We start from the raw sequence: 18,799 nt of genomic DNA on the forward strand, positions 1-18,799 counted from the left end.
GGTCCCCTGTGCGTATCAAATCTGTTCCGGGACTCATTCTAACCCGGACGAAAATAGACGTCCAACTAACGGACAGTGAAATCTACTCCTTGGGGAGGGTAGACCTTCCCCAATTCCCTAGTAAAACGCCGCCATTGCTTGCGTTGACGCCGGGTGCCGGTATTTTCTCGAATCCGCCATACGATGAATGCGACAGTTGCCCCTGCCGCTACAACCGTCGATAGGAGTATCATGATTGATTCTTTGTCGCCAGCGAGGGCTCGCTGCCACGTGGCGGCAGCATCCTCTTGTAGCCCATCGACTTTCTCTTGGGCTTTTTCTTTGAGGAGCTGCACCTGCACCTTGGGCTGCATCGTATAGCGAAGCTGTGCCAGGGTCTCTTCTAGCTCGGCGCGATCTTCAGCTAGCGCATTCTCCATTTGCAGGATCTGACGTGCTGTTGCCCGATCACTCATCGCTCAGTCCTTCCTTGAGAATGTCGAAATCTTTGGTGACGCCTTCCTTGACTTCAGGCATCTTGCGTTTCCCATCCTTGAAAAGTAGGACCGCAATAACCAGGCAGATCACCAGCAGCAGTAACAAAATTCCCGCGGTGATGAGGGCGGCGGCCCATGTTGGCACAATCAAGGCAAAAGCAAGCTCAATACTGTGGAAAAGCCACCAAAATAATGTAAGGCCGAAAAGAGCAGCAAGAGCCACAAGAACTGCGCCTCCCGCCAAACTCTTCTGAGCCTGCTTCATCTTCAGTTTCGCCAGTTCAGCTTCAGCCTTCAAAATTGACGTGAACTGGGATGTGGCGCTGGACATAAGGGAGCCCAAGGAACGAGTAGGCCGCTGAGGTGAATCAGCTTCGGGGTTTGGCCGCATAAGTGGATCCTCTCACTGCAGGTAGGTCTATTGTGCCACGATCACTGGTCTATGACTGAGCCAGGAAGGTTGTCGAGGATTTGTTTGGCCCGATCTGCTAGCTCCGCTGCAGCTGGCGGCAGTTCTCCGCTAGGTGCCATGTGGGTGAGTTGTTCTTCTAGAGACACTTCCGTGTCGTGTCCCAATTCGCGTAGCGCATCCAACACCATGTCGCGCGAAGGAGAGATCAGCTCGCCAGCAACCTTGCCGTCCGCGAGGAATACGACGCGGTCCGCCCATGCTGCGGCATCGACATCGTGAGTGACCATGATGACGCTTTGCCCATAGACATCAACGGCTCGGCGAAGAAATTCAAGAATCTGGCGGGATGAGCGTGAATCGAGGTTACCTGTTGGCTCATCGGCAAAAATCACGGCTGGCTCTGTGACCAACGCTCTGGCGCAGGCAACTCGTTGCTGTTGTCCTCCAGAAAGCTCTGAGGGGCGGTGACTAAGGCGATCGGTCAGTCCAACGGCTTCGACAACCTCCCGTAAGCGTTCATCGGGAATCTTCTTGCCAGCGATACTTGCAGGCAATGTGATGTTCTGTTTTACCGTCAAAGTTGGTACCAAATTGAAGGATTGGAAAATGAATCCGATGCGATCTCGCCGCACTTTTGTGAGCTGGCGCTCGTTCATGTGGGTTATCTCGCTACCCTCTAGTTTTATCTCCCCGCTGGAAGGAGAATCGAGGCCCGCCAGGCAGTGCATCAGCGTCGATTTTCCCGATCCTGAAGGCCCCATGATGGCTGTCAGTTTCGATTCTTCAAAACTGATGCTGACGTGGTCTAAAGCGGTGACTGAGGTGCCTTTTTCTCCGTAGATTTTCACCAGGCCTCTGCAGCTGACAACACCCTCGGTATACGTGGGCGAGGTGGGGTGTGCGCTTGTGGAGGAAGCAAACATGATCACAGTCTAGCCAATATGGAGAGGGTAGCTAATGACGGGCTTACCGCGATCGGGTCTTTTCTCATGAACAAAAAAACTCCTATCGCAGTGTGTACTACTCTCCTTCTAGCCCTGGGACTCTCCGCATGTGGTTCCGGTGAACAGTCAGTCGACGCGGCATGCAAAGTCCTAAACGAAGAGGGCAAAGCGGCATTCGGAAGCCTCAACGCATCCGCACTTCAGGATCCCAGTGCCCTGACCTCACTGGTTGATTCAGCCAAGGGCGTCGGGGAAAAGATCACCAACACTGAGGTCAAGGGCGCGTGGGACGGTATTGTGACCGACCTCGATTCCATGGTTCAGATGCTCGATGGTGTTGACCTGAGTGACCCTGCTTCGATTGACGAAGCCAAGATGAAAGAGCTCACCACTAAGAGCACCGAACTTCAAACAACTCTTCTTGAGGACATGAACAAGCTGCAGGAGCTTTGCCCCGACATGCAGTAAGCGTACTAGCTACTCACGGGCGCGTTTTTGGTGACACCGTGTAAGTATGCTCAGGATCTTTGTTGGCCACGCCCGCCAGGGTCTGATCAATGAGGTCCATGGCCTCCTTGGGAATTTCGACCGAGGAGGCTTTTACTGTATCTGCTAGCTGCTCAGGGCGTGACGCCCCCACCAGGGCTGCCGCGACGTTGGGGTTTTGCAACACCCAGGCAATTGCCATCTGCGGCATCGACAATCCTAAGTCAGCCGCAATGGGCTTCAAGTTTTGGACGGCAGTGAGTGTCGCTTCGTCCATAAACTTGGCGATCATTGCTGCGCCACTCTTCTCATCCGTGGCGCGCGACCCCTGAGGGGCAGGCTGGCCGGGAAGATACTTTCCAGAGAGCACTCCCTGGGCCATCGGAGACCACACGATCTGGGAAATCCCCAGTTCTTCGCTGGTAGGAATAACTTTTTCTTCGATGACCCTATGCAGCATCGAATACTGTGGTTGGTTTGAGATCAGCTGAATGTTCAGCTCTTTTGCCAGCGCCGCGCCTTCGCGAAGCTGCTCTGCCGTCCACTCAGACACTCCAATGTAGAGGACTTTTCCTTGACGAACCAGGTCGGCAAAGGCCGTCATGGTTTCTTCCAAAGGAGTCTCATAGTCGAAGCGGTGGGCCTGATAAAGGTCAATGTAATCGGTGTCTAGCCTGCGCAGTGACCCGTGAATCCCATCCATAATGTGTTTGCGTGATAACCCCACATCATTGGGGCCTTTTTGACCGATGGGCCAATACACTTTGGTGAAGATCTCTAGATTTTCACGAGGGATTCCCCGCAGCGCACGTCCCAATACTGATTCGGCGGCGGTGTTGGCGTAGACGTCAGCGGTGTCAAAAGTTGTGATACCTAAATCCAGCGCCGCGTGGACGGTGCGAATGGCGGTGCGGTCTTCTACCTGCGAACCGTGGGTGATCCAGTTCCCGTAGGTAATCTCTGAAATTTTGAGGCCTGAGTTTCCCAAATAGCGATATGCAACCATGTAATCAGGCTAACACTCATGCGCCAAAACGCACCTGCAATTGTTCCAATTCTTCTTGCAGCAAACCGCCGTGGCGTAGGTAGTGTGCTGAACTCTTGAAATGGGAACAAATCCAGGTGAATGCCTGTTCAATGGCTGCTGGTGGTGTGGTGGTAGCCACCTCAACCAATGCAGGAACTAAAGGGAGTCCAGCTTTTTGTAGTTGTGCTTTAGCATTTTCTGCCCACGTGCCTGCCAGTGCCTTCTGGCTCTGGGCGTAGTCTTGCACAATCGCGTCGCGCTGGACACCAACTGCGTCGAGGATGAGCGCGCAGGCAACCCCGGTGCGGTCTTTACCTGCAGTGCAGTGCACCAACGTGGCCCCACCAGAAGCCAAACGTGCCACGGCAGCAAAATGTGGTGCGTAACCCTCGAGCATGGACTCATACAAGTCACCCAGACTGGGAATGTTCGCTTCTAACGCGGCTGCTATATCACTAGTACCAGAGAGCATTGTTTCCATGCGTGTGGGGGTGAGGTTTCCTGGCGTGATCGGTAATTCCACATAGTCAATACCAGTACCCGTGGGGAGGCGGTCCGGTGCCATGCGCACCTCATCGGTGGCACGCAAGTCAGCAACAGAAGCCACATTACTAGCAGCCAGCTCACCCAAACCTTTTTCCGTCACAGTGTTCAACGCGGCAGACCGGTACACCACGCCCGTATTTGTTACCCCACCACTACGCAGTGGTAGTCCCCCAAGATCACGAAAGTTAGCTACCCCATTAACCCCAGTCAACACGTTCATAATCTTACCCTAAAGGACTATTTGCCAATATGGTTGGCACATCTTGATTTTGCGAGGTATACACAAAAACCTGACCCGGCGACAAAGGCTATTTCAGTGGCACCACCGCGTACATATGATTTGCTGGATGTATGACAAAATATGATGACGCGAGTTGGCATTGCGAGGGGGATTTCCCTGAGGATCTACCTGAGTCTGTGGGGACAACACATCGGGATGTTTGTGACATGGTGTTTACTCAATCAACTTTTCGATGAAGAAACTGTTGCAGAAATGCGGGAAGAAACAGAACGTCTTGAAAGAAAGGAGATTACTCCCGGAGTATTTCTTATGGAGGTGTTGGACGGAAAATTTGTAAGTGATGATCTCACTGACACAGGCAACGCTTTTTGCCCTTGCCTACTATGAAGGGCAGGATGACGACTCGCGTTACATTGACGATTACTCCGAAACGTTTGATGACGCGGTCACCGACATCTACCGCGTACCGGATAGTTGGGATGGTTACGAGAAGTTAGCTCCGCATATTGCCCAAAGATATGAGAGTTGGGTGCGGGATAGGCACCCGATCTTCATTGGTTGAGGCAACAACAATGCTTTCCTGTACTTAGTGGGATGAAACGCGATAGTTGTGTGTCTATCTATCAGCAGTAGAACCTGACTTCTGTACAGCATAGGCTAGAGACATGTTTGAAATCCCAGAAGACCTCCCCCTAGAACTCTCGTCCCTGGCTTGGCTGCTGGGACGCTGGCAAGGGTGGGGGGTGCTCACTGAAGAAGGCGACAGTGCCCTCGTCCAAGAAATCCGCTGCGACATTGTCGGCACCCAGATGCGCATGGTCACCACCTTGTACAAGGGCAATGCTGATAGCGACGTCGCCCCAGAACTCACCGCCGCCCAAGGCCTAGAGATTATTACAGCCGGGGACCTGCTGCGTGAAGAAACCGCGTACTGGAGGGTCACCTCACCCCTCGCAGTTGTCCCCGACGACGACCAAACACCTCGCGAAATGGCCTTGACTAGCTGTGACACGCGGGGATTGTCGGTGTTGTGGATCGGAGCGGTCATGGGGCCACGCGTAACATTGACCACCGACGTGATCGCCCGCGAACCCGGTGCCGTTGATGTTGACCGAATGACCCGCATGTACGGGCTGGTCGCAGGGGAACTGATGTGGACAACAGACCTCACCGTGGGAGACGCGGAACCAGAGGTTGAGCTCACCGGACGATTGATGCGCGTCAATGACTGAATACCCAGAAGGCCTCCACTACGGGGACCCCTTCAAAGAACAAGAACTGTACGAGGCCGGTACCGGCCTCCACCCCATACATGGCTACGGCGTGGTCACTGTTAGCGGACCTGATCGTCTCTCGTGGCTCACCACCCTGTCCACCAAAGTGGTGGCAACTGACACCGAACTACTGTTGTTGGATGCCAACGGCCGTATAGAACACGCAGCAGGGGTCGTTGACGATGGTGAAACCACATGGCTACTCACAACCGGAGACCCCGCCTCGCTCACAGAATTCTTAGAATCTATGAAATTCATGCTGCGGGTAGAAGTAGCAGACCGCACCGGCGACTTTGACGCGTACTCGACTGTTGCTGAATCCGCGGTAACACCAGGTGCCACCATCGTATGGAACGACCCTTGGCCTGGAGAAGGAGCCCGCTACTTCCAAGGAACGCACCCCGGCGCTGACCTGAATCGGCGCGTCTACCTGGTCCCGGCAGGCGAAGAATTTGCACCTAAACGGCCCCGCGTGGGAGAGCTTGCCGCCGAGGCAACACGGATCGCTGCGTGGCGTCCCCTCATGCGTAGCGACGTTGACCCGCGGGCAATGCCTGCAGAACTGGACTGGATTCGCAGCGCAGTCGACCTAGAAAAGGGCTGCTACAAGGGACAGGAATCTATCGCCCGCATCGTCAACCTGGGTAAACCACCCCGCAGATTCACCTTCTTACAGTTGGACGGCTCAACAGAATCAATACCCGCCCCAGGTGATGCCATCGAACTTGATGGCCGTCAGGTGGGGATTATCACCTCGCCTGCCAGACACTACGAAATGGGGCCAATAGCATTGGGGTTACTCAAACGGAACCTGGATCCTGCTGCGGCACTGCGCACCGGCGACATTGCGATAGCCCAGGAACTGATAGTGCCAGTTGAGGGGCGCAGTGACCATTCACCAAAAGAGCGCCCCGGGGCGGGCCTGCGAGTATTGAGGCGGCCAGAATGATTGCAGTATTGCAACGCGCTAACGGCGCATCAGTGAGCGTGGATGGATCCGTGGTCGGTGAGTTCAGTGGGGAAGGAATCGTGGCGTTAGTTGGTGTCAAACGCGGAGATGACAAAGCTGCTGCCGACCTGATTGCCCGCAAAATAGCGGACTTGCGTATCCTGGATGGTGAAGTATCTGCGCTCGATGCGTCGGCGCCAGTGATGGTGATTTCACAGTTCACGCTCTATGGCTCCACGAAAAAGGGCCGCAGACCCTCATGGGTGGATGCGGCACCCGGTGAGGAAGCAGAACCACTGATCAACCGGGTCATTGACGGGTTGCGACAGCGCGGCTTGCAGGTGGAGACCGGAGTATTTGGAGCAATGATGGACGTTTCGCTAACAAATTCGGGACCTTTTACCGTTCTGGTAGAGGCGTAACGCCCACGCCGGTAGCGAAACAGCCAGCGCGAAAGGGGCAAGTCCCTCTAGGCTTGCAGCAGTATCAATGAGAGGGTGAAATATGTTTGAGCGGTTTACCGACCGTGCTCGGCGCGTTGTCGTGCTGGCGCAGGAAGAAGCGCGTCGACTCAAGCACAACTACATTGGGACCGAGCACCTTCTGCTGGGCCTGATCCATGAGGGGGATGGCGTGGCCGCTAAGGCCATGGAGATGGTTGGCATCAAGCTAGACGCTGCGCGTGCCGCGGTCATTGAATTGATTGGCGAGGGTGAAAAGCCGGTAGAAGGGCACATTCCCTTCACGCCGCGGGCTAAGCGGGTCTTCGAGTTGTCGATGCGTGAAGCACTACAGTTGGGGCACAACTACATTGGGACCGAGCACCTGTTGCTGGGGTTGTTGAAGGAAGGCGAAGGCGTCGCCGCCCAAGTCCTCCACAAGTTAGGTGCCGACCAGGCACAAATCCGCCAGGCTGTTTTGCAACTGCTGCAGGGACATCAAGGAGAAGGCCGTGAAGCGGTTGGCACCGGCGGAGCCCCCATGCGGGACCGTGAGCGGGGAAACTCCGCTCTGCTGGAACAGTTTGGGCGCAACCTCACCCAGATGGCCCGCGAGGGCAAACTGGACCCAGTCATCGGCCGTAAGACTGAGATGGAACGCGTCATGCAGGTTCTCTCACGTCGCACCAAAAACAACCCGGTGCTAATCGGTGAACCTGGCGTTGGTAAAACGGCTGTTGTTGAGGGATTGGCGCAGGCCATTGTTCACGGCGACGTTCCAGAGACCATCAAGGGCAAGCAAATCTACACCCTTGACATGGGGTCGCTGGTGGCAGGTAGCCGGTACCGTGGTGATTTTGAAGAGCGCCTCAAGAAGGTACTCAAGGAAATCAAGACTCGCGGTGACATCATCGTCTTCATCGACGAGATTCACACGCTGGTGGGAGCGGGAGCTGCCGAAGGGTCGATCGACGCAGCGCAGATGCTCAAACCTATGCTGGCTCGCGGTGAACTGCAAACCATTGGTGCCACCACCTTGGATGAGTACCGCAAGCATATTGAGAAGGACGCCGCGCTAGAGCGACGTTTCCAGCCAGTCAAGGTTGAAGAACCTAGCGTTGAAGAGACCGTGGGGATTCTCAAGGGTCTGCGTGACCGCTACGAGGCACACCACCGTGTCATCATCACGGATGAAGCTATCGACGCCTCGGCCAATCTAGCTGACCGGTACATTTCTGACCGTTTCCTTCCGGACAAGGCTATTGACCTGATGGACGAGGCGGGCGCCAGGCTGCGTATTCGCCGCATGACCGCCCCCCCAGAGCTGCGCAAATTGGATGAGAAGATTGCGGACGTCAAGCGTCAAAAAGAAGCGGCCATTGACGGGCAGGATTTCGAGAAGGCCGCCAGTCTTCGTGACGAAGAACAGAAGCTCTCTGCTGAACGGCAGGAAAAGGAAAGCAGCTGGCGCGGCGAAGACACCGGTGAGATGGGCGAGGTCACCGAAGAGGAAATCGCACAAGTACTTGCGATGTCCACAGGTATCCCCGTTTTCAAACTGACAGCTACGGAAACCTCGAAGCTGTTGGCCATGGAAGATGAGCTGCACAAGCGGGTCATCGGTCAGGATGAAGCCGTCAAGGCTTTGTCGCAGTCGATTCGCCGCACGCGTTCTGGCCTCAAAGACCCGAAGCGCCCTGGCGGTTCGTTCATTTTCGCTGGCCCCACGGGTGTCGGTAAGACTGAGCTGGCCAAATCGCTGGCTGAGTTCCTCTTTGGGGATGAAGACGCACTGATCCAGCTGGACATGTCTGAGTTCTCTGAGAAGCACACTGCTTCACGGCTCTTTGGTGCACCTCCCGGGTACGTCGGCTACGACGAAGGCGGTCAGCTGACCGAAAAGGTTCGCCGTCGTCCCTTCTCCGTGGTGCTTTTTGACGAGGTTGAAAAGGCCCACCCGGATATCTTCAACTCGCTGTTGCAGATTCTGGAAGAAGGACGCCTCACAGATTCGCAAGGCCGGATGGTTGACTTCAAGAACACGGTCATTCTCATGACCACCAACCTGGGTACGCGCGACATCAACAAGGGTGTCCTCACCGGCTTCCAAAGCACGGAGAACCTGACTCAGGATTACGGTCGCATGAGGGCCAAGGTGAATGAGGAACTGCGTCAGCATTTCCGCCCGGAGTTCCTCAACCGTGTCGATGAGATCGTGGTCTTCCCACCGCTCACCAAGGATGACATCAAGCAGATTGTTGACTTGATGACTGCACGTTTGGATAAGCGCATGCAAGATCAGGATATGCGTTTGCAACTTACCGATGAGGCGCGTGAACTCTTGGCTGAGCGTGGCTTTGACCCGGTTCTGGGGGCTAGGCCGCTGCGCCGCGTCATCCAGCGGGACATTGAAGATTCCATCTCTGAGCGGATCCTCTTCGGCGATATCAAGCCCGGCGACCTGGTGACTGTCGGGGTGAAGGAAGAGGACGGCCAGAAAGAATTTTCTTTCAACGGCTCCTAATGCACATTACAGAGTTATAAAACTGAACCAAGGTTCGGATAGCCCTCGGGGTTTGGGATTATCTACAGGGGTTTTGCTACTAGGTGGCGAGACTCTAGGAGATCATCCATTCCCTGGGGGGGTATCTGTCTATTTGGTGTCTCCGGAGGCTGTGCGCAAAACAGAATAGGACTCGGAGGCGCCGGGAACCTCGACTGTCATAGCAGCATGGTATGAGGCAGCCTGAGCCGCCTCGACCAGATCTTTACCCTGACACAATCCTGCGGCAAGCACACCAACAAAAGCATCACCCGCACCTGTCGAATCGACGGGGTGATCGATGGGGGTTGCTTCGATTCGGGTCAGCTGGATTGACCCCTCATCTAAGCGGCAGGCCACAACCGATCCCATCGACCCGAGAGTGACGATAGCCGACGGACTCGTGGCTAGCAGATTCTCTGCCGCAATCTCCGCGTCCTCCCAGCTTTCCGGTGCATCGGCATCCAGTAGGATTCCGGCTTCATATTCGTTGACAATCAGCGGATCAGCGTAGGTCAAAAGGGCAGGTTCCTCCCGAGTGACGGGGGCCAGATTCAGCACGGTTCTGCCGCCGCGTTCATAAGTGAGTTCCGCGGCCCAAAGCGAACTAGCTGGGGGAATCTCACCCTGTAACACTGTGACACAGCCGGTGAGATCATCAAGCTCGGTGAACGCCTGCTCCACATGTTCAGAGGTTACATCAGCGTTGGCGGCAGGTACAACGATGATGCTGTTCATGCCGGTTGTATCGACAGAAATGTGTGCAGTTCCCGTTGCTGACTGGTCTGAGCGAAGCAGGTGCTCAATGTTCACGCCGTATTCTGTGAGCCGCGTGGACAACTGGTCTCCCGCGTTATCCGAGCCCACCGAACCTATGAAATGCACGAGTGGGTAGACTGCGCCGGCTGCGCAGGCTTGGTTGAGTCCCTTGCCTCCTGGCAAATACAGCACCTCTGTTCCCAGCAGCGTCTCGCCGGGGGCCGGAATCCGCTCAGCATGGGCAACGATGTCCAGGTTGGCTGATCCGACGACTAAGAGTGTGGCATCACCATGTTCACGCGATCGACTAGGTCCTACCGTAGGGGGGAGCATGAAAGCCTCTTTTTCAATTGGGGAGTAGCCGGTTGGTTCTGGGGAAACCAACCGGCTCTATAATAAGGCGAAATCTAGGGGTGGTTGTGGCAGTTTGCGCTCAACTTGAAATGACTACGTGGTGGGAGGCGTCAGCCATCGCGTTGGTTACATGTACTTTCGTTTGTGTGGGGAAGGCGTCCATTGTGTGTATCGCTGATTGAGTAAAGCCCAGGTGCCACTTAGGGAGCAGAATACAGTCGTCTTATGGCGCGCCCTTATGGCTGTTGAGCGTCAGTTTTGTGTCCAGGAGTGGGACGAGGGTTCCCAATGCTTGCCTGTTGCCATACCGTCGAATGCGGGGTTGAGCAGCGCGGTGACAAGCTCCGTAGCGGCGACGAATGTGAGCGTATCACCGCATGCAGGCACTTGGCGCGCCGCTGCTGAATAGAGCCGATCCCAGTGCCGCGGTGGTGCAAAGTGTGCCGAGCCAGGGAGCCTGCGATGCGCCCATTCGGAGTTGATCGCCTTGATGAGGTCAGTCCCGCTGACATACTGCGTGCGCGCGAACACGACAAGATCAACGAGATCGCGGACTCGGCTCGAGGGCTGACTACCGGCTGCGCCATAGGTGCTCTGAGTTGCGCAAAGCTTGTCAGCGATGTGATCGACCACAGGATAGAGACGCACACGGGTCGGCGCGATGGTAGATATCAGGCCGGGCCGCGTCTGCACATCAGGCTTGGTCGTCATTAGAGAACCCGTGACCATATCAACGCTGAAGTGATCGCGACGCTTGACTCCGCAATACGCATCTATCGACACTTTGTATCCATCGACATCGGGTTGCATCACTCTTCCAGATGCCATGTGAGTGCCGGTGATTACGAATCGAAAATGATCTTCGAGATCGATCTCAACGGCCTTATGAAGGCGGGCAACAGCTGCATCAAGGTTATCCAGTTTGGCGAGTAGATCTATATCTTTGGTCGTACGTGCGTCATGCACACGCGTGAGCGCAGCGTTGCCGCACTTTAGCACCCACTCGTCGCCGGGAAGTGCGAACACGCGCGCCAGGAACCGATCAACAACGAATCTCCTGAGCAGCGTACCTGACGTTACTCCGAAGGTTTGGGCATCGGTCTTTGCGTGAGCCGTAGCTGCTGCCCAGAGCGCGTTACCGTCCTTGTATGGGAGTTCATCGGTCATGTTGATGGCTACCTCTTTCAGCAGATGCCGTCTTCAGTACTGGCGGCGAACACGAACCTGCTGGCACAGATCGGATGATATTGGGCAGCCATTCGGGAAAGCTCGTGTTTAGGGCTCTGCGGAATGCTTCGGTATCGACTGGGATCGAGAAGTTTGCCGCATTGATAATCGCCAGCACATCCAGCTTCGAGAGCGCGCCCTCGGGGACCAGGAGAGGTATGGCATCTTTCGCGAATGCCGCCATTGCCTCGAAGTCCAGCGACCCAAGTGCGTTTCTTGGGATATCGAGATTCGAGACAGTCTCGGTGAGCCCTTTGAGCGCACTGAGCTGCCCTGCTGTGACGAGAGCCTTCCCCAGGTCGCTATTTGTGAGATTCTCCGCCAGTGCCGCGGCGCTGAGACCAACCAGATCCAGCAGGTGCTCCAGGAGTGCAGCACCGCTGGGCTGCCCATTTCTGCGTGCAAGGGGTTCCAGGGCTTCCACCATGTCTTGCCGCGATGTGAGATCCCGTCGAAGTGCGTCACCGGCGATTTCCGCAACATGTGAAGGATCGTGTTTGTCGCGGAGAAGGTCTGCAACGGTTCGGGCGGGTGTCGTCACCGGTAGGCCCTCCACAATTGTCATCTCATCAGCGCCGAGTACTGTTCGATGCAGGCGAAGACCTCGACGGCTCTGCTTCCTGTCCGGTGTCGTAATTTCTGGCCTATCATCAAGGAGATCACCGAGTCTGTGAAGCTTCGCTGCCGACGTGTGTGAGAGGACCCCTGCTGAAAGAGGATTGGCGAGCCGCTGTTCGGCAAGTTCGGAGGGGTTGAGGGATAGCCACGCGGCGCGCAGTGGCGTGTACTCATGTAGATAGGTGTGACGCTCCGCCCAGCATTGTCGGTGTTACTCATGTGTTGTGGTGCTAGTTTGTCTTGGCTGCCGAGTGCGTGGTTTTGACGGCTTTCCTGCCCGAGATTTCGTCAAAAGCAAGCACTCATGCCCTTAGTGAGTTGGGGCCGATGGCGCCGAAGGCGCTTCACAGTGCGTAGGCTAGGTTCCATCGGTGCTGTGCGAAGGGAGCGAGTGTATGACGGGGAAGTCCAGAGACCTCACCAAAGGCAACCGCCAAACGGTCCTTGGTTGTCTCTTGGATGGCCAGGCACTTTCGCGCATCGACATTGCAAAGATGACGGGTTTCTCACCGGCAACGGTCAATCGCCTGACAGCAGCGCTGATGGCTTCTGGACTGGTTGAGGAGGTGGGGTCGGACATTAGCACGGGCGGACGGCCGTCCCTCCTCGTGAAATTCAACCCGCAAGCGCGTCAGATCTTGGCGGCAGACGTCACTCAGCACGGAATCGAATTGGCGGAAACGAGTCTTCTCGGAGATGTTCTATCCAAACGTTTTATCTCGATCAAAGGTTTAGACGGCCCCGGAATCATGCAACAGTTTGTCCGTGCGATCGCTGAACAGTGTCAAGCGCACAAAGAGTCGCCGTATGTTGCTGTGGGGGTGTCCGTTCCGGGCCCGGTCACCTCGGACGGAATCGTCACCATTGCCCCGGCTGTCGACTGGTATGACGCGGACTTAGGCACTGCGTTGCGCCGAGAAGTTCCTATACTCTGCACCGTTGAGAACGACGTAAACCTCATCGCCTACGCTGAGTATCACCGCCAGTTTGCGGGGACAATTGATGCTTTGGTTGCGATAGGTGTCTATCAGGGGGTTGGTGCTGGAATTGTTGAGGGCGGTAGGCTTTGGCGTGGCAATGGCGGGGCTGCGGGACAGTTTGGCCGCATGTTGATGGATGTTGAGGGGCTGCGCAGTAATCGCAAGGGCTTTGGTCAGGTAGAGAGAAGGCTTGGGGCGGACGCGTTGCGTGAACGTGCCGTTGAAGCAGCTGTTGTCATTAGTGACGACGATTCGGCGGATGTCGTATTCAAACAAGTTCAAGAGGGCGACGCTAAAGCAACTCAGCTTTTCGCCGAGGCGATGGATGAGTACGCCTTCCAACTAGCCAATCTGTCAGCGATTGTTGCCCCGGAAGTGATTGTCTTTGCGGGTCTTTTTGAAAAGTGGTCGCATCTTGTTATTCCTGAGCTAGAAACCCGCCTGGAGGGCAACGTTTTGCATCGTCCGACTCTTTTGGCGGCCACGCTCAAGGATGATGCCAAGCTGGTGGGGGCTGCCTTGTATGCATGTGACCGTCAAGGCGGAATCCTGTCCCTTGCATGATCTTTGTCGGATGAGGAGCCGGTGTGCTTCTGCGCGCTATCCGGAGTTGTAGCCAAAACGTTATTTAGCATCTGAACAGCCTTAAGGCGGGTTTTGCGCGGTTTTTCTGCTGTGCGTGTATTGTCTGGATTTCAATATGGTGCAAGAATAGTGCTACCCCTTATTTGCGGCCTAAAAATAAGGGGTGTCTTGTACCACCATAGGAATCGAGGAGGATCGTTATGAAAGCAAGACGCCTACTACTATCTGCAGCAGCCCTTGTGGCCGGTGCGTCACTTGTGGCGGGTTGCTCGTCGCCAAGCCCCTCGGGCACCGATAGCAACACGGATGCAAATACACAATCAGAAGCATCGACGGGGGACGGCGCCAAGGAAGGGCCTTTCACCATCGGTGTGAGCAACGCGTTTGTCGGCTCCGAATACCGCACACAAATGATCGAAGCCATTGAAGAAGTCTTCGGTGAATACAAAGAACAGGGGATTGTCGACGAACTAATCCTCGAAAACGCCGACGCTGACGTCAACGGTCAAATTCAGCAAATCCGTAATCTCATCAACAGTGGTGTCGACGCCATCATCGTCGACCCGAACTCAGCAACCGCACTGTCTGCCGTCTTCAAAGAAGCAACAGACCAAGGAATCCTGGTATATGCCATTGACCAGCAGGTTGATTCCCCTGAAGTAATCAACGTGGGAATCTCACAGGAAGAACTGGGAGCCGCGAATGCTCAGTGGTTCGCAGATCAACTCAAGAAAGGCGACAAGATCGTCACTGTCGAAGGGGCAACCGGAAACCCCGCCACCGACGCACGTTGGGCTGGCGCGGAAAAAATCTTCAAGGAAAAGGGGATCGAAGTTCTGACACGAGGCGACGGCGGCTGGGACCAGACAACTGGCCAAACTGTTGCCACCGACCTTCTTGCCACCTACCCGGATATTGCCGGAATCTGGACCTATGACGGTATGGCGCAGGGAGTCCTCAAAGCCGTTGAAGCCGCAGGTAAGACTGATTCAATCGTAGTGTCCGGTGAGGCGCGTGTTGGCTTCATGCGGATGTGGAACGACCTGCTGCCCAGTGGATTTGGTTCCGTAGGAATCATCAACCCACCGGGAACCGGCGCCACGGCAATGCACTTCATTGTCAACCAACTGCAAGGAAAGACACTGGATGAAAGCAAGCTAACCGATGGGCACACGGTTATCCTTCCGCTAGCTCCAGCCATCACCAACGAAAACTTTGAGGCTGAATGGGACAAGGTGAAGGACCTACCTGACACCTACGTCCTGGATCAGATCCTCAGTGCCGAAGAAGTAGCCGCCTACTTCAAGTAAAACCACCGCTCTCTTCAATAGGCAAGCCACGTTGTTCTGCCCATAGGCGCAACGTGGCTTGCCACGACGAGATGTGTGGAATCCAATCTTTCGGCCACAATCTACGGAGAACGCCATGACTCTTCTCACCATGGAGGGCGTGTATAAACGATACGGCGGCGTGCAAGCCCTCAAGAATGCGTCCTTGTCGGTGAACGCCGCTGAAGTTCACGGACTGTTGGGCCCCAATGGGTCGGGAAAATCAACCCTCAACAAAGTCCTCGCAGGTACGGTGCGACCAGACCAAGCCCGCATCGCCATTGATGGCAAACCGGTGACAATTGACCGGCCACTTGACGCATACAAGCATCGCGTCTCAGCGGTCTACCAGCAACTTTCATTAGTTCCAGACCTGAGCGTGGCAGAAAACCTCCTCTTAGGGACAGAACTCACCCGCGGCCCATTCGTCAACAACCGTGAGGGTCGTCTGTATGCTGAAGCTGCCATTGAACCATTTTTGAGCGGGCTCGACACAGGTTTCAGCCTCGACAAGAAAGTCGCCACCCTAAGCCCCGGTTCGCAGCAACTAGTCGAAGTCGCCAAAGCAATGGCGCGCAAACCAAAAATTCTCGTTTTGGACGAGGCGACAGCGTCGTTGCGCCGCGACCAAGTTGAACTGGTCTTTTCTCAGGTTCGACGCATTGTTAGCGACGGAGTCAGCGTTGTTTTCGTGTCGCACCGCCTCGAAGAAATCACAACACTATGTGAGCGGGCCACCATCGTGCGCAACGGAGAGACTGTTGCAACTGTGTCGCTTGCGGATACCTCCGAACAAGACCTCGTCCGGCTGATGGTCGGAGATGAAGCTTTTACACCTTCGCAGGAAGGGCGCCGCACCAATGAGATAGAAGGAAAACCGGTTCTCACGGTACGCGGTCTGAGCGCTCCGGGGGTTCGGGATGTTTCGATCGAAGTGCGTCGCGGCGAAATCGTGGGGTTGGGCGGCCTGCAAGGAATGGGACAATCCGAACTGCTCCACGCACTTTTTGCCGATATTCCCCGCAAGAGCGGCGAAATTGCGATCGACGAGTCTTCCGTAAAGACGACCAATGTGCGCTCAGCTATTCGGGCGGGATTCGCACTCGTGCCGGGCGATCGTGGAACGCAAGGCTTGCTCATGGTTCGCCCCATCCAAGAAAACCTATCGATTGCCAGTTTGAAAAAGCGTCTAGTTGCGGGACTCTTCATTTCGATGAAATCGGAGCGGAAAGCGGCTGACAACGAAGTGAAGCAACTCAACATCAAGATTGGTGAACTCTCTGATGCGGTTTCGTCGCTGTCGGGAGGCAATCAGCAAAAAGTTGTTATCGGAAAATGGCTCCTGAACAAACCGCGAGTCGTGTTGCTCGATGATCCGACTAAAGGGGTGGACATCGGCTCCAAAGCTGAAATCTACTCCATCATTCGTGACCTGGCGTCTCAAGGTGTTGGCATTGTCCTCAACTCCAGCGACGACAAAGAACTCTTAGAACTGTGCGACAGAGTTCTGGTGATGTATGAGGGGAAAGTCGTTGATGAGCTATCTGGTGACAGTGTCACACAGGACAATCTCGTCGCAGCAGCTTTGCGTGTAGGAGATAAGGAGGGGGACGATGGACAAGAAAACTAGCCCTGCCCTTGTGGGAGGCCGCCCGTGGCAGTCCTACTTCACGTTCCATCTTTCGGGGGCAATCACCGCGATCCTTCTGGTTGTGGCAGTTGTCATTAACGCTGCTGTTCAGCCCACATTTTTCACGCTCTACTCATTTACAAGTAACTTCGCCACGTTCGTTCCACTGGTATTTGCTGCGCTGGCACAGGCGGTTATCGTCATTGGTGGTGGTCTTGACCTTTCCATTGGGGCACAAATTGCCCTGGTGTCGGTCGTGGCATTGAAGGTGATGGATGGCCAAGACTCGAAGATCGTGCTGGGCTTGGTTGCAGCGATTCTCACTGGGGCGCTGTGCGGAGCTGTCAACGGGTTCGTCGTATCGGTGATTCGACTCCAGCCGCTGATCGCAACATTTGCGACGGCTTCGGTCTTCTCTGGGCTTGCCCTGGTGGTTCTTCCTTCTCCTGGAGGCGCAGTGCCACCGGCAATGGTTGCGGGATACCGCATGGTAGCGGGTCCTATCCCAGTTCCTGTCATAGTGGTGGTGTTGGGCGCCTTGATGTGGTGGGTGTTGTCGCGAACCCGTTTTGTTCGACACCTCTATGCAGTGGGGGGCAACCGTGAGGCCGCTTACGCGTCACTGGTTCCAGTAACCCGCGTGACATTTTCCAGTTTTGTTGCGGGATCTATCTTCGCAAGCATTGCAGCCTTCGCAGTCCTCGCCAACACCGGCTCCGGTGATCCACTGATCGGAGCGTCGATGGCAATGGACTCAATCGCAGCAGTGGTTCTAGGTGGAATTGCGTTGAGTGGAGGACGTGGGAATCCTCTCGGCGCAATCGCTGGAGCCCTGATTCTGGCAATAAGCACAAACATTCTTGCCTTCATGCGGGTCCCCACCACCTACCGCGCTCTTGCCAGCGGCCTCATCATCATTGTCGCCTTGGCGTTATCGGTTCTCACCACAAGGGAGAAGAAACAATGAGTGTAGAAACCTCCGCTTTGGAGAAAAACCGAGGGGTAGTACCGCCAGCGGTGAAAAAGCTACTGACGAATGCGCCATTGATTGCAGCTGTCATCACGGTGTTACTGATCCTTGTTGGACAGATTATCTCTCCTGGTTTCGGCTCATATCCACAAGTCGTGTCCATGTTACGCGTGGCATGTTTCCTGGGCTTTATTGCGATCGGCCAGACAATCGTCATTCTCAGCGGGGGTGACGGCATCGACCTGTCAGTAGGGAAAGTCGCCACCTTCGCAGCCATAATCGCCTCCAAACTCATGGAAGGCTCTAATGCGGGACTCGTTGCGGGAATAGTCATCCCCCTATTGGTGGGTGCGGCAATCGGCGTAGTCAACGGGTTAGGAATACTGTACTTGCGCATCCCGCCTTTTGTAATGACGTTGGGAATGATGGGCGTCGTACACGGACTCATCTTGGCGTACACGGGAGGGGTTGCCGGAGGACGCAGCGCCCCCGCCCTCACCGCACTGGTCAACGGAAAGTGGATTCTGGGTATTCCCGGCGTCCTGTTCTTGTGGATCATCGCGATTGTGGCCGTCACTTATTTCCTGCGCCGCACCTCGGCCGGATGGAATCTCTACGCAGTGGGAGCCAACCGAGAAGCAGCAAGGCTCTCAGGAGTCCCCGTCACGCGCACGGTCCTCTTGGCCTACTGTGCATCAGGCATCTTTGCTGCATTGGGTGGCATCATGCTGTTGGGATATACCGAGACCGTGTTCCTCAACCTTGCTGATGACTACACCCTTCGTTCTGTAGCGGCAGTCGTCATCGGCGGAACCCTGGTTGCCGGTGGAGTGGGCGGATATCTTGGTTCCGCTATCGGTGCTGTTCTCCTGACAGTCTTAGGGTCCTTCCTCACTACCGTCAACATGCCTGAATCAGGCCGCATCATTGTCAACGGCCTGGTATTGATCGTTCTTCTTGCCGCATACGGAAGGCAGCGGCGCCTGCGCACGTGAGTGCACACCCTGTAAC

General features: G+C 55.5%; 20 protein-coding genes. 12 read left to right on the forward strand and 8 right to left on the reverse strand.

Annotated features, from left to right (window positions below):
- Window positions 1-65: 65 nt before the first annotated feature.
- Genes FYJ24_RS04880 through FYJ24_RS04890 form a run of 3 tightly spaced genes read right to left on the reverse strand, consistent with a single transcriptional unit; the run spans window position 66 to window position 1,736 of the window.
- Complete coding sequence (locus FYJ24_RS04880; RefSeq protein WP_154544163.1) at window positions 66-455, reverse strand: hypothetical protein; 390 nt, start codon at window positions 453-455, stop codon at window positions 66-68.
- Entirely contained in the window at window positions 448-867 is a 420-nt protein-coding gene (locus FYJ24_RS04885; protein WP_154544165.1) for a phage holin family protein, read from the reverse strand. Before FYJ24_RS04885 ends, FYJ24_RS04880 begins: the two co-directional genes overlap by 8 nt.
- 41 nt (window positions 868-908) lie before the next feature.
- Window positions 909-1,736, reverse strand: a complete 828-nt coding sequence (locus tag FYJ24_RS04890; RefSeq protein WP_318656547.1) for an ABC transporter ATP-binding protein — start codon at window positions 1,734-1,736, stop codon at window positions 909-911.
- A 93-nt stretch (window positions 1,737-1,829) separates the two neighbouring features.
- Between FYJ24_RS04890 and FYJ24_RS04895 the strand changes: the two genes are divergently transcribed.
- On the forward strand, window positions 1,830-2,300 hold the full coding sequence (locus tag FYJ24_RS04895; protein ID WP_154544169.1) for a hypothetical protein: 471 nt from the start codon (window positions 1,830-1,832) through the stop codon (window positions 2,298-2,300).
- 13 nt (window positions 2,301-2,313) lie between these two features.
- Here FYJ24_RS04895 and FYJ24_RS04900 read toward each other — a convergent pair whose 3' ends face one another.
- Both FYJ24_RS04900 and FYJ24_RS04905 read right to left on the reverse strand, forming a co-directional pair.
- On the reverse strand, window positions 2,314-3,324 hold the full coding sequence (locus FYJ24_RS04900; protein ID WP_154544171.1) for an aldo/keto reductase family protein: 1,011 nt from the start codon (window positions 3,322-3,324) through the stop codon (window positions 2,314-2,316).
- Window positions 3,325-3,340: 16 nt separating this feature from the next.
- On the reverse strand, window positions 3,341-4,111 hold the full coding sequence (locus tag FYJ24_RS04905) for a tyrosine-protein phosphatase (protein ID WP_154544173.1): 771 nt from the start codon (window positions 4,109-4,111) through the stop codon (window positions 3,341-3,343).
- A 216-nt stretch (window positions 4,112-4,327) separates the two neighbouring features.
- Here FYJ24_RS04905 and FYJ24_RS13635 point away from each other — a divergent pair, with 216 nt between their 5' ends.
- The 6 genes from FYJ24_RS13635 (at window position 4,328) to FYJ24_RS04930 (ending at window position 9,319) form a co-directional block, all read left to right on the forward strand.
- The gene (locus FYJ24_RS13635) at window positions 4,328-4,519 is read left to right on the forward strand and encodes a DUF7832 domain-containing protein (protein ID WP_450097628.1); all 192 of its coding nucleotides are present in this window, start codon (window positions 4,328-4,330) and stop codon (window positions 4,517-4,519) included.
- Window positions 4,470-4,694 (forward strand): hypothetical protein, encoded by a 225-nt coding sequence (locus tag FYJ24_RS12595; RefSeq protein ID WP_206192505.1) that lies wholly within the window; start codon window positions 4,470-4,472, stop codon window positions 4,692-4,694. The genes FYJ24_RS13635 and FYJ24_RS12595 overlap by 50 nt, the downstream gene beginning before the upstream one ends.
- Before the next feature lie 103 nt (window positions 4,695-4,797).
- Complete coding sequence (locus FYJ24_RS04915; protein ID WP_154544175.1) at window positions 4,798-5,364, forward strand: FABP family protein; 567 nt, start codon at window positions 4,798-4,800, stop codon at window positions 5,362-5,364.
- On the forward strand, window positions 5,357-6,355 hold the full coding sequence (gene ygfZ / locus FYJ24_RS04920) for a CAF17-like 4Fe-4S cluster assembly/insertion protein YgfZ (protein ID WP_154544177.1): 999 nt from the start codon (window positions 5,357-5,359) through the stop codon (window positions 6,353-6,355). Before FYJ24_RS04915 ends, ygfZ begins: the two co-directional genes overlap by 8 nt.
- A complete protein-coding gene (dtd, locus tag FYJ24_RS04925) occupies window positions 6,352-6,777 on the forward strand; it encodes a D-aminoacyl-tRNA deacylase (RefSeq protein ID WP_154544179.1) in 426 nt (141 codons plus the stop codon). The genes ygfZ and dtd overlap by 4 nt, the downstream gene beginning before the upstream one ends.
- Window positions 6,778-6,859: 82 nt before the next feature.
- Window positions 6,860-9,319 (forward strand): ATP-dependent Clp protease ATP-binding subunit, encoded by a 2,460-nt coding sequence (locus FYJ24_RS04930; protein WP_154544181.1) that lies wholly within the window; start codon window positions 6,860-6,862, stop codon window positions 9,317-9,319.
- Window positions 9,320-9,448: 129 nt separating this feature from the next.
- On the opposite strand, the gene FYJ24_RS04935 is transcribed toward FYJ24_RS04930, so the two are convergent.
- The 3 genes from FYJ24_RS04935 to FYJ24_RS04945 all read right to left on the reverse strand — a co-directional run bounded on the left by FYJ24_RS04935 (window position 9,449) and on the right by FYJ24_RS04945 (window position 12,218).
- Entirely contained in the window at window positions 9,449-10,429 is a 981-nt protein-coding gene (locus FYJ24_RS04935; RefSeq protein WP_154544183.1) for a ribokinase, read from the reverse strand.
- Window positions 10,430-10,702: 273 nt separating this feature from the next.
- A complete protein-coding gene (locus tag FYJ24_RS04940; RefSeq protein ID WP_154544185.1) occupies window positions 10,703-11,617 on the reverse strand; it encodes a nucleotidyl transferase AbiEii/AbiGii toxin family protein in 915 nt (304 codons plus the stop codon).
- Window positions 11,607-12,218 (reverse strand): hypothetical protein, encoded by a 612-nt coding sequence (locus FYJ24_RS04945; protein ID WP_154544187.1) that lies wholly within the window; start codon window positions 12,216-12,218, stop codon window positions 11,607-11,609. Before FYJ24_RS04945 ends, FYJ24_RS04940 begins: the two co-directional genes overlap by 11 nt.
- 472 nt (window positions 12,219-12,690) lie before the next feature.
- On the opposite strand from FYJ24_RS04945, the gene FYJ24_RS04950 reads away from it, so the two are divergent.
- The 5 genes from FYJ24_RS04950 (at window position 12,691) to FYJ24_RS04970 (ending at window position 18,783) form a co-directional block, all read left to right on the forward strand.
- Entirely contained in the window at window positions 12,691-13,839 is a 1,149-nt protein-coding gene (locus FYJ24_RS04950; RefSeq protein WP_154544189.1) for an ROK family transcriptional regulator, read from the forward strand.
- Window positions 13,840-14,060: 221 nt separating this feature from the next.
- Window positions 14,061-15,170: a substrate-binding domain-containing protein gene (locus tag FYJ24_RS04955; RefSeq protein ID WP_154544191.1), complete on the forward strand. Its 1,110-nt coding sequence runs from the start codon at window positions 14,061-14,063 to the stop codon at window positions 15,168-15,170.
- A 115-nt stretch (window positions 15,171-15,285) separates the two neighbouring features.
- Complete coding sequence (locus tag FYJ24_RS04960; protein ID WP_154544193.1) at window positions 15,286-16,818, forward strand: sugar ABC transporter ATP-binding protein; 1,533 nt, start codon at window positions 15,286-15,288, stop codon at window positions 16,816-16,818.
- On the forward strand, window positions 16,802-17,785 hold the full coding sequence (locus tag FYJ24_RS04965) for an ABC transporter permease (protein WP_154544195.1): 984 nt from the start codon (window positions 16,802-16,804) through the stop codon (window positions 17,783-17,785). The genes FYJ24_RS04960 and FYJ24_RS04965 overlap by 17 nt, the downstream gene beginning before the upstream one ends.
- Window positions 17,782-18,783: an ABC transporter permease gene (locus FYJ24_RS04970; RefSeq protein ID WP_154544197.1), complete on the forward strand. Its 1,002-nt coding sequence runs from the start codon at window positions 17,782-17,784 to the stop codon at window positions 18,781-18,783. Before FYJ24_RS04965 ends, FYJ24_RS04970 begins: the two co-directional genes overlap by 4 nt.
- The last annotated feature ends 16 nt before the right edge of the window (window positions 18,784-18,799 follow it).

Origin of the sequence: Scrofimicrobium canadense, from assembly GCF_009696615.1 — a bacterium.
Classification (GTDB): domain Bacteria; phylum Actinomycetota; class Actinomycetes; order Actinomycetales; family Actinomycetaceae; genus Scrofimicrobium; species Scrofimicrobium canadense.

Excerpts from the sequence above, each read along its gene's own strand:
- FYJ24_RS04880 (WP_154544163.1), bottom strand. The coding sequence starts at position 455 with ATGAGTGATCGGGCAACAGCACGTCAGATCCTGCAAATGGAGAATGCG.
- FYJ24_RS04885 (WP_154544165.1), bottom strand. The coding sequence starts at position 867 with ATGCGGCCAAACCCCGAAGCTGATTCACCTCAGCGGCCTACTCGTTCC.
- FYJ24_RS04895 (WP_154544169.1), top strand. The coding sequence starts at position 1,830 with ATGGAGAGGGTAGCTAATGACGGGCTTACCGCGATCGGGTCTTTTCTC.
- FYJ24_RS04900 (WP_154544171.1), bottom strand. The coding sequence starts at position 3,324 with ATGGTTGCATATCGCTATTTGGGAAACTCAGGCCTCAAAATTTCAGAG.
- FYJ24_RS04905 (WP_154544173.1), bottom strand. The coding sequence starts at position 4,111 with ATGAACGTGTTGACTGGGGTTAATGGGGTAGCTAACTTTCGTGATCTT.
- FYJ24_RS13635 (WP_450097628.1), top strand. The coding sequence starts at position 4,328 with ATGTTTGTGACATGGTGTTTACTCAATCAACTTTTCGATGAAGAAACT.
- FYJ24_RS04915 (WP_154544175.1), top strand. The coding sequence starts at position 4,798 with ATGTTTGAAATCCCAGAAGACCTCCCCCTAGAACTCTCGTCCCTGGCT.
- ygfZ (WP_154544177.1), top strand. The coding sequence starts at position 5,357 with ATGACTGAATACCCAGAAGGCCTCCACTACGGGGACCCCTTCAAAGAA.
- dtd (WP_154544179.1), top strand. The coding sequence starts at position 6,352 with ATGATTGCAGTATTGCAACGCGCTAACGGCGCATCAGTGAGCGTGGAT.
- FYJ24_RS04930 (WP_154544181.1), top strand. The coding sequence starts at position 6,860 with ATGTTTGAGCGGTTTACCGACCGTGCTCGGCGCGTTGTCGTGCTGGCG.
- FYJ24_RS04935 (WP_154544183.1), bottom strand. The coding sequence starts at position 10,429 with ATGCTCCCCCCTACGGTAGGACCTAGTCGATCGCGTGAACATGGTGAT.
- FYJ24_RS04940 (WP_154544185.1), bottom strand. The coding sequence starts at position 11,617 with ATGACCGATGAACTCCCATACAAGGACGGTAACGCGCTCTGGGCAGCA.
- FYJ24_RS04950 (WP_154544189.1), top strand. The coding sequence starts at position 12,691 with ATGACGGGGAAGTCCAGAGACCTCACCAAAGGCAACCGCCAAACGGTC.
- FYJ24_RS04955 (WP_154544191.1), top strand. The coding sequence starts at position 14,061 with ATGAAAGCAAGACGCCTACTACTATCTGCAGCAGCCCTTGTGGCCGGT.
- FYJ24_RS04960 (WP_154544193.1), top strand. The coding sequence starts at position 15,286 with ATGACTCTTCTCACCATGGAGGGCGTGTATAAACGATACGGCGGCGTG.
- FYJ24_RS04965 (WP_154544195.1), top strand. The coding sequence starts at position 16,802 with ATGGACAAGAAAACTAGCCCTGCCCTTGTGGGAGGCCGCCCGTGGCAG.
- FYJ24_RS04970 (WP_154544197.1), top strand. The coding sequence starts at position 17,782 with ATGAGTGTAGAAACCTCCGCTTTGGAGAAAAACCGAGGGGTAGTACCG.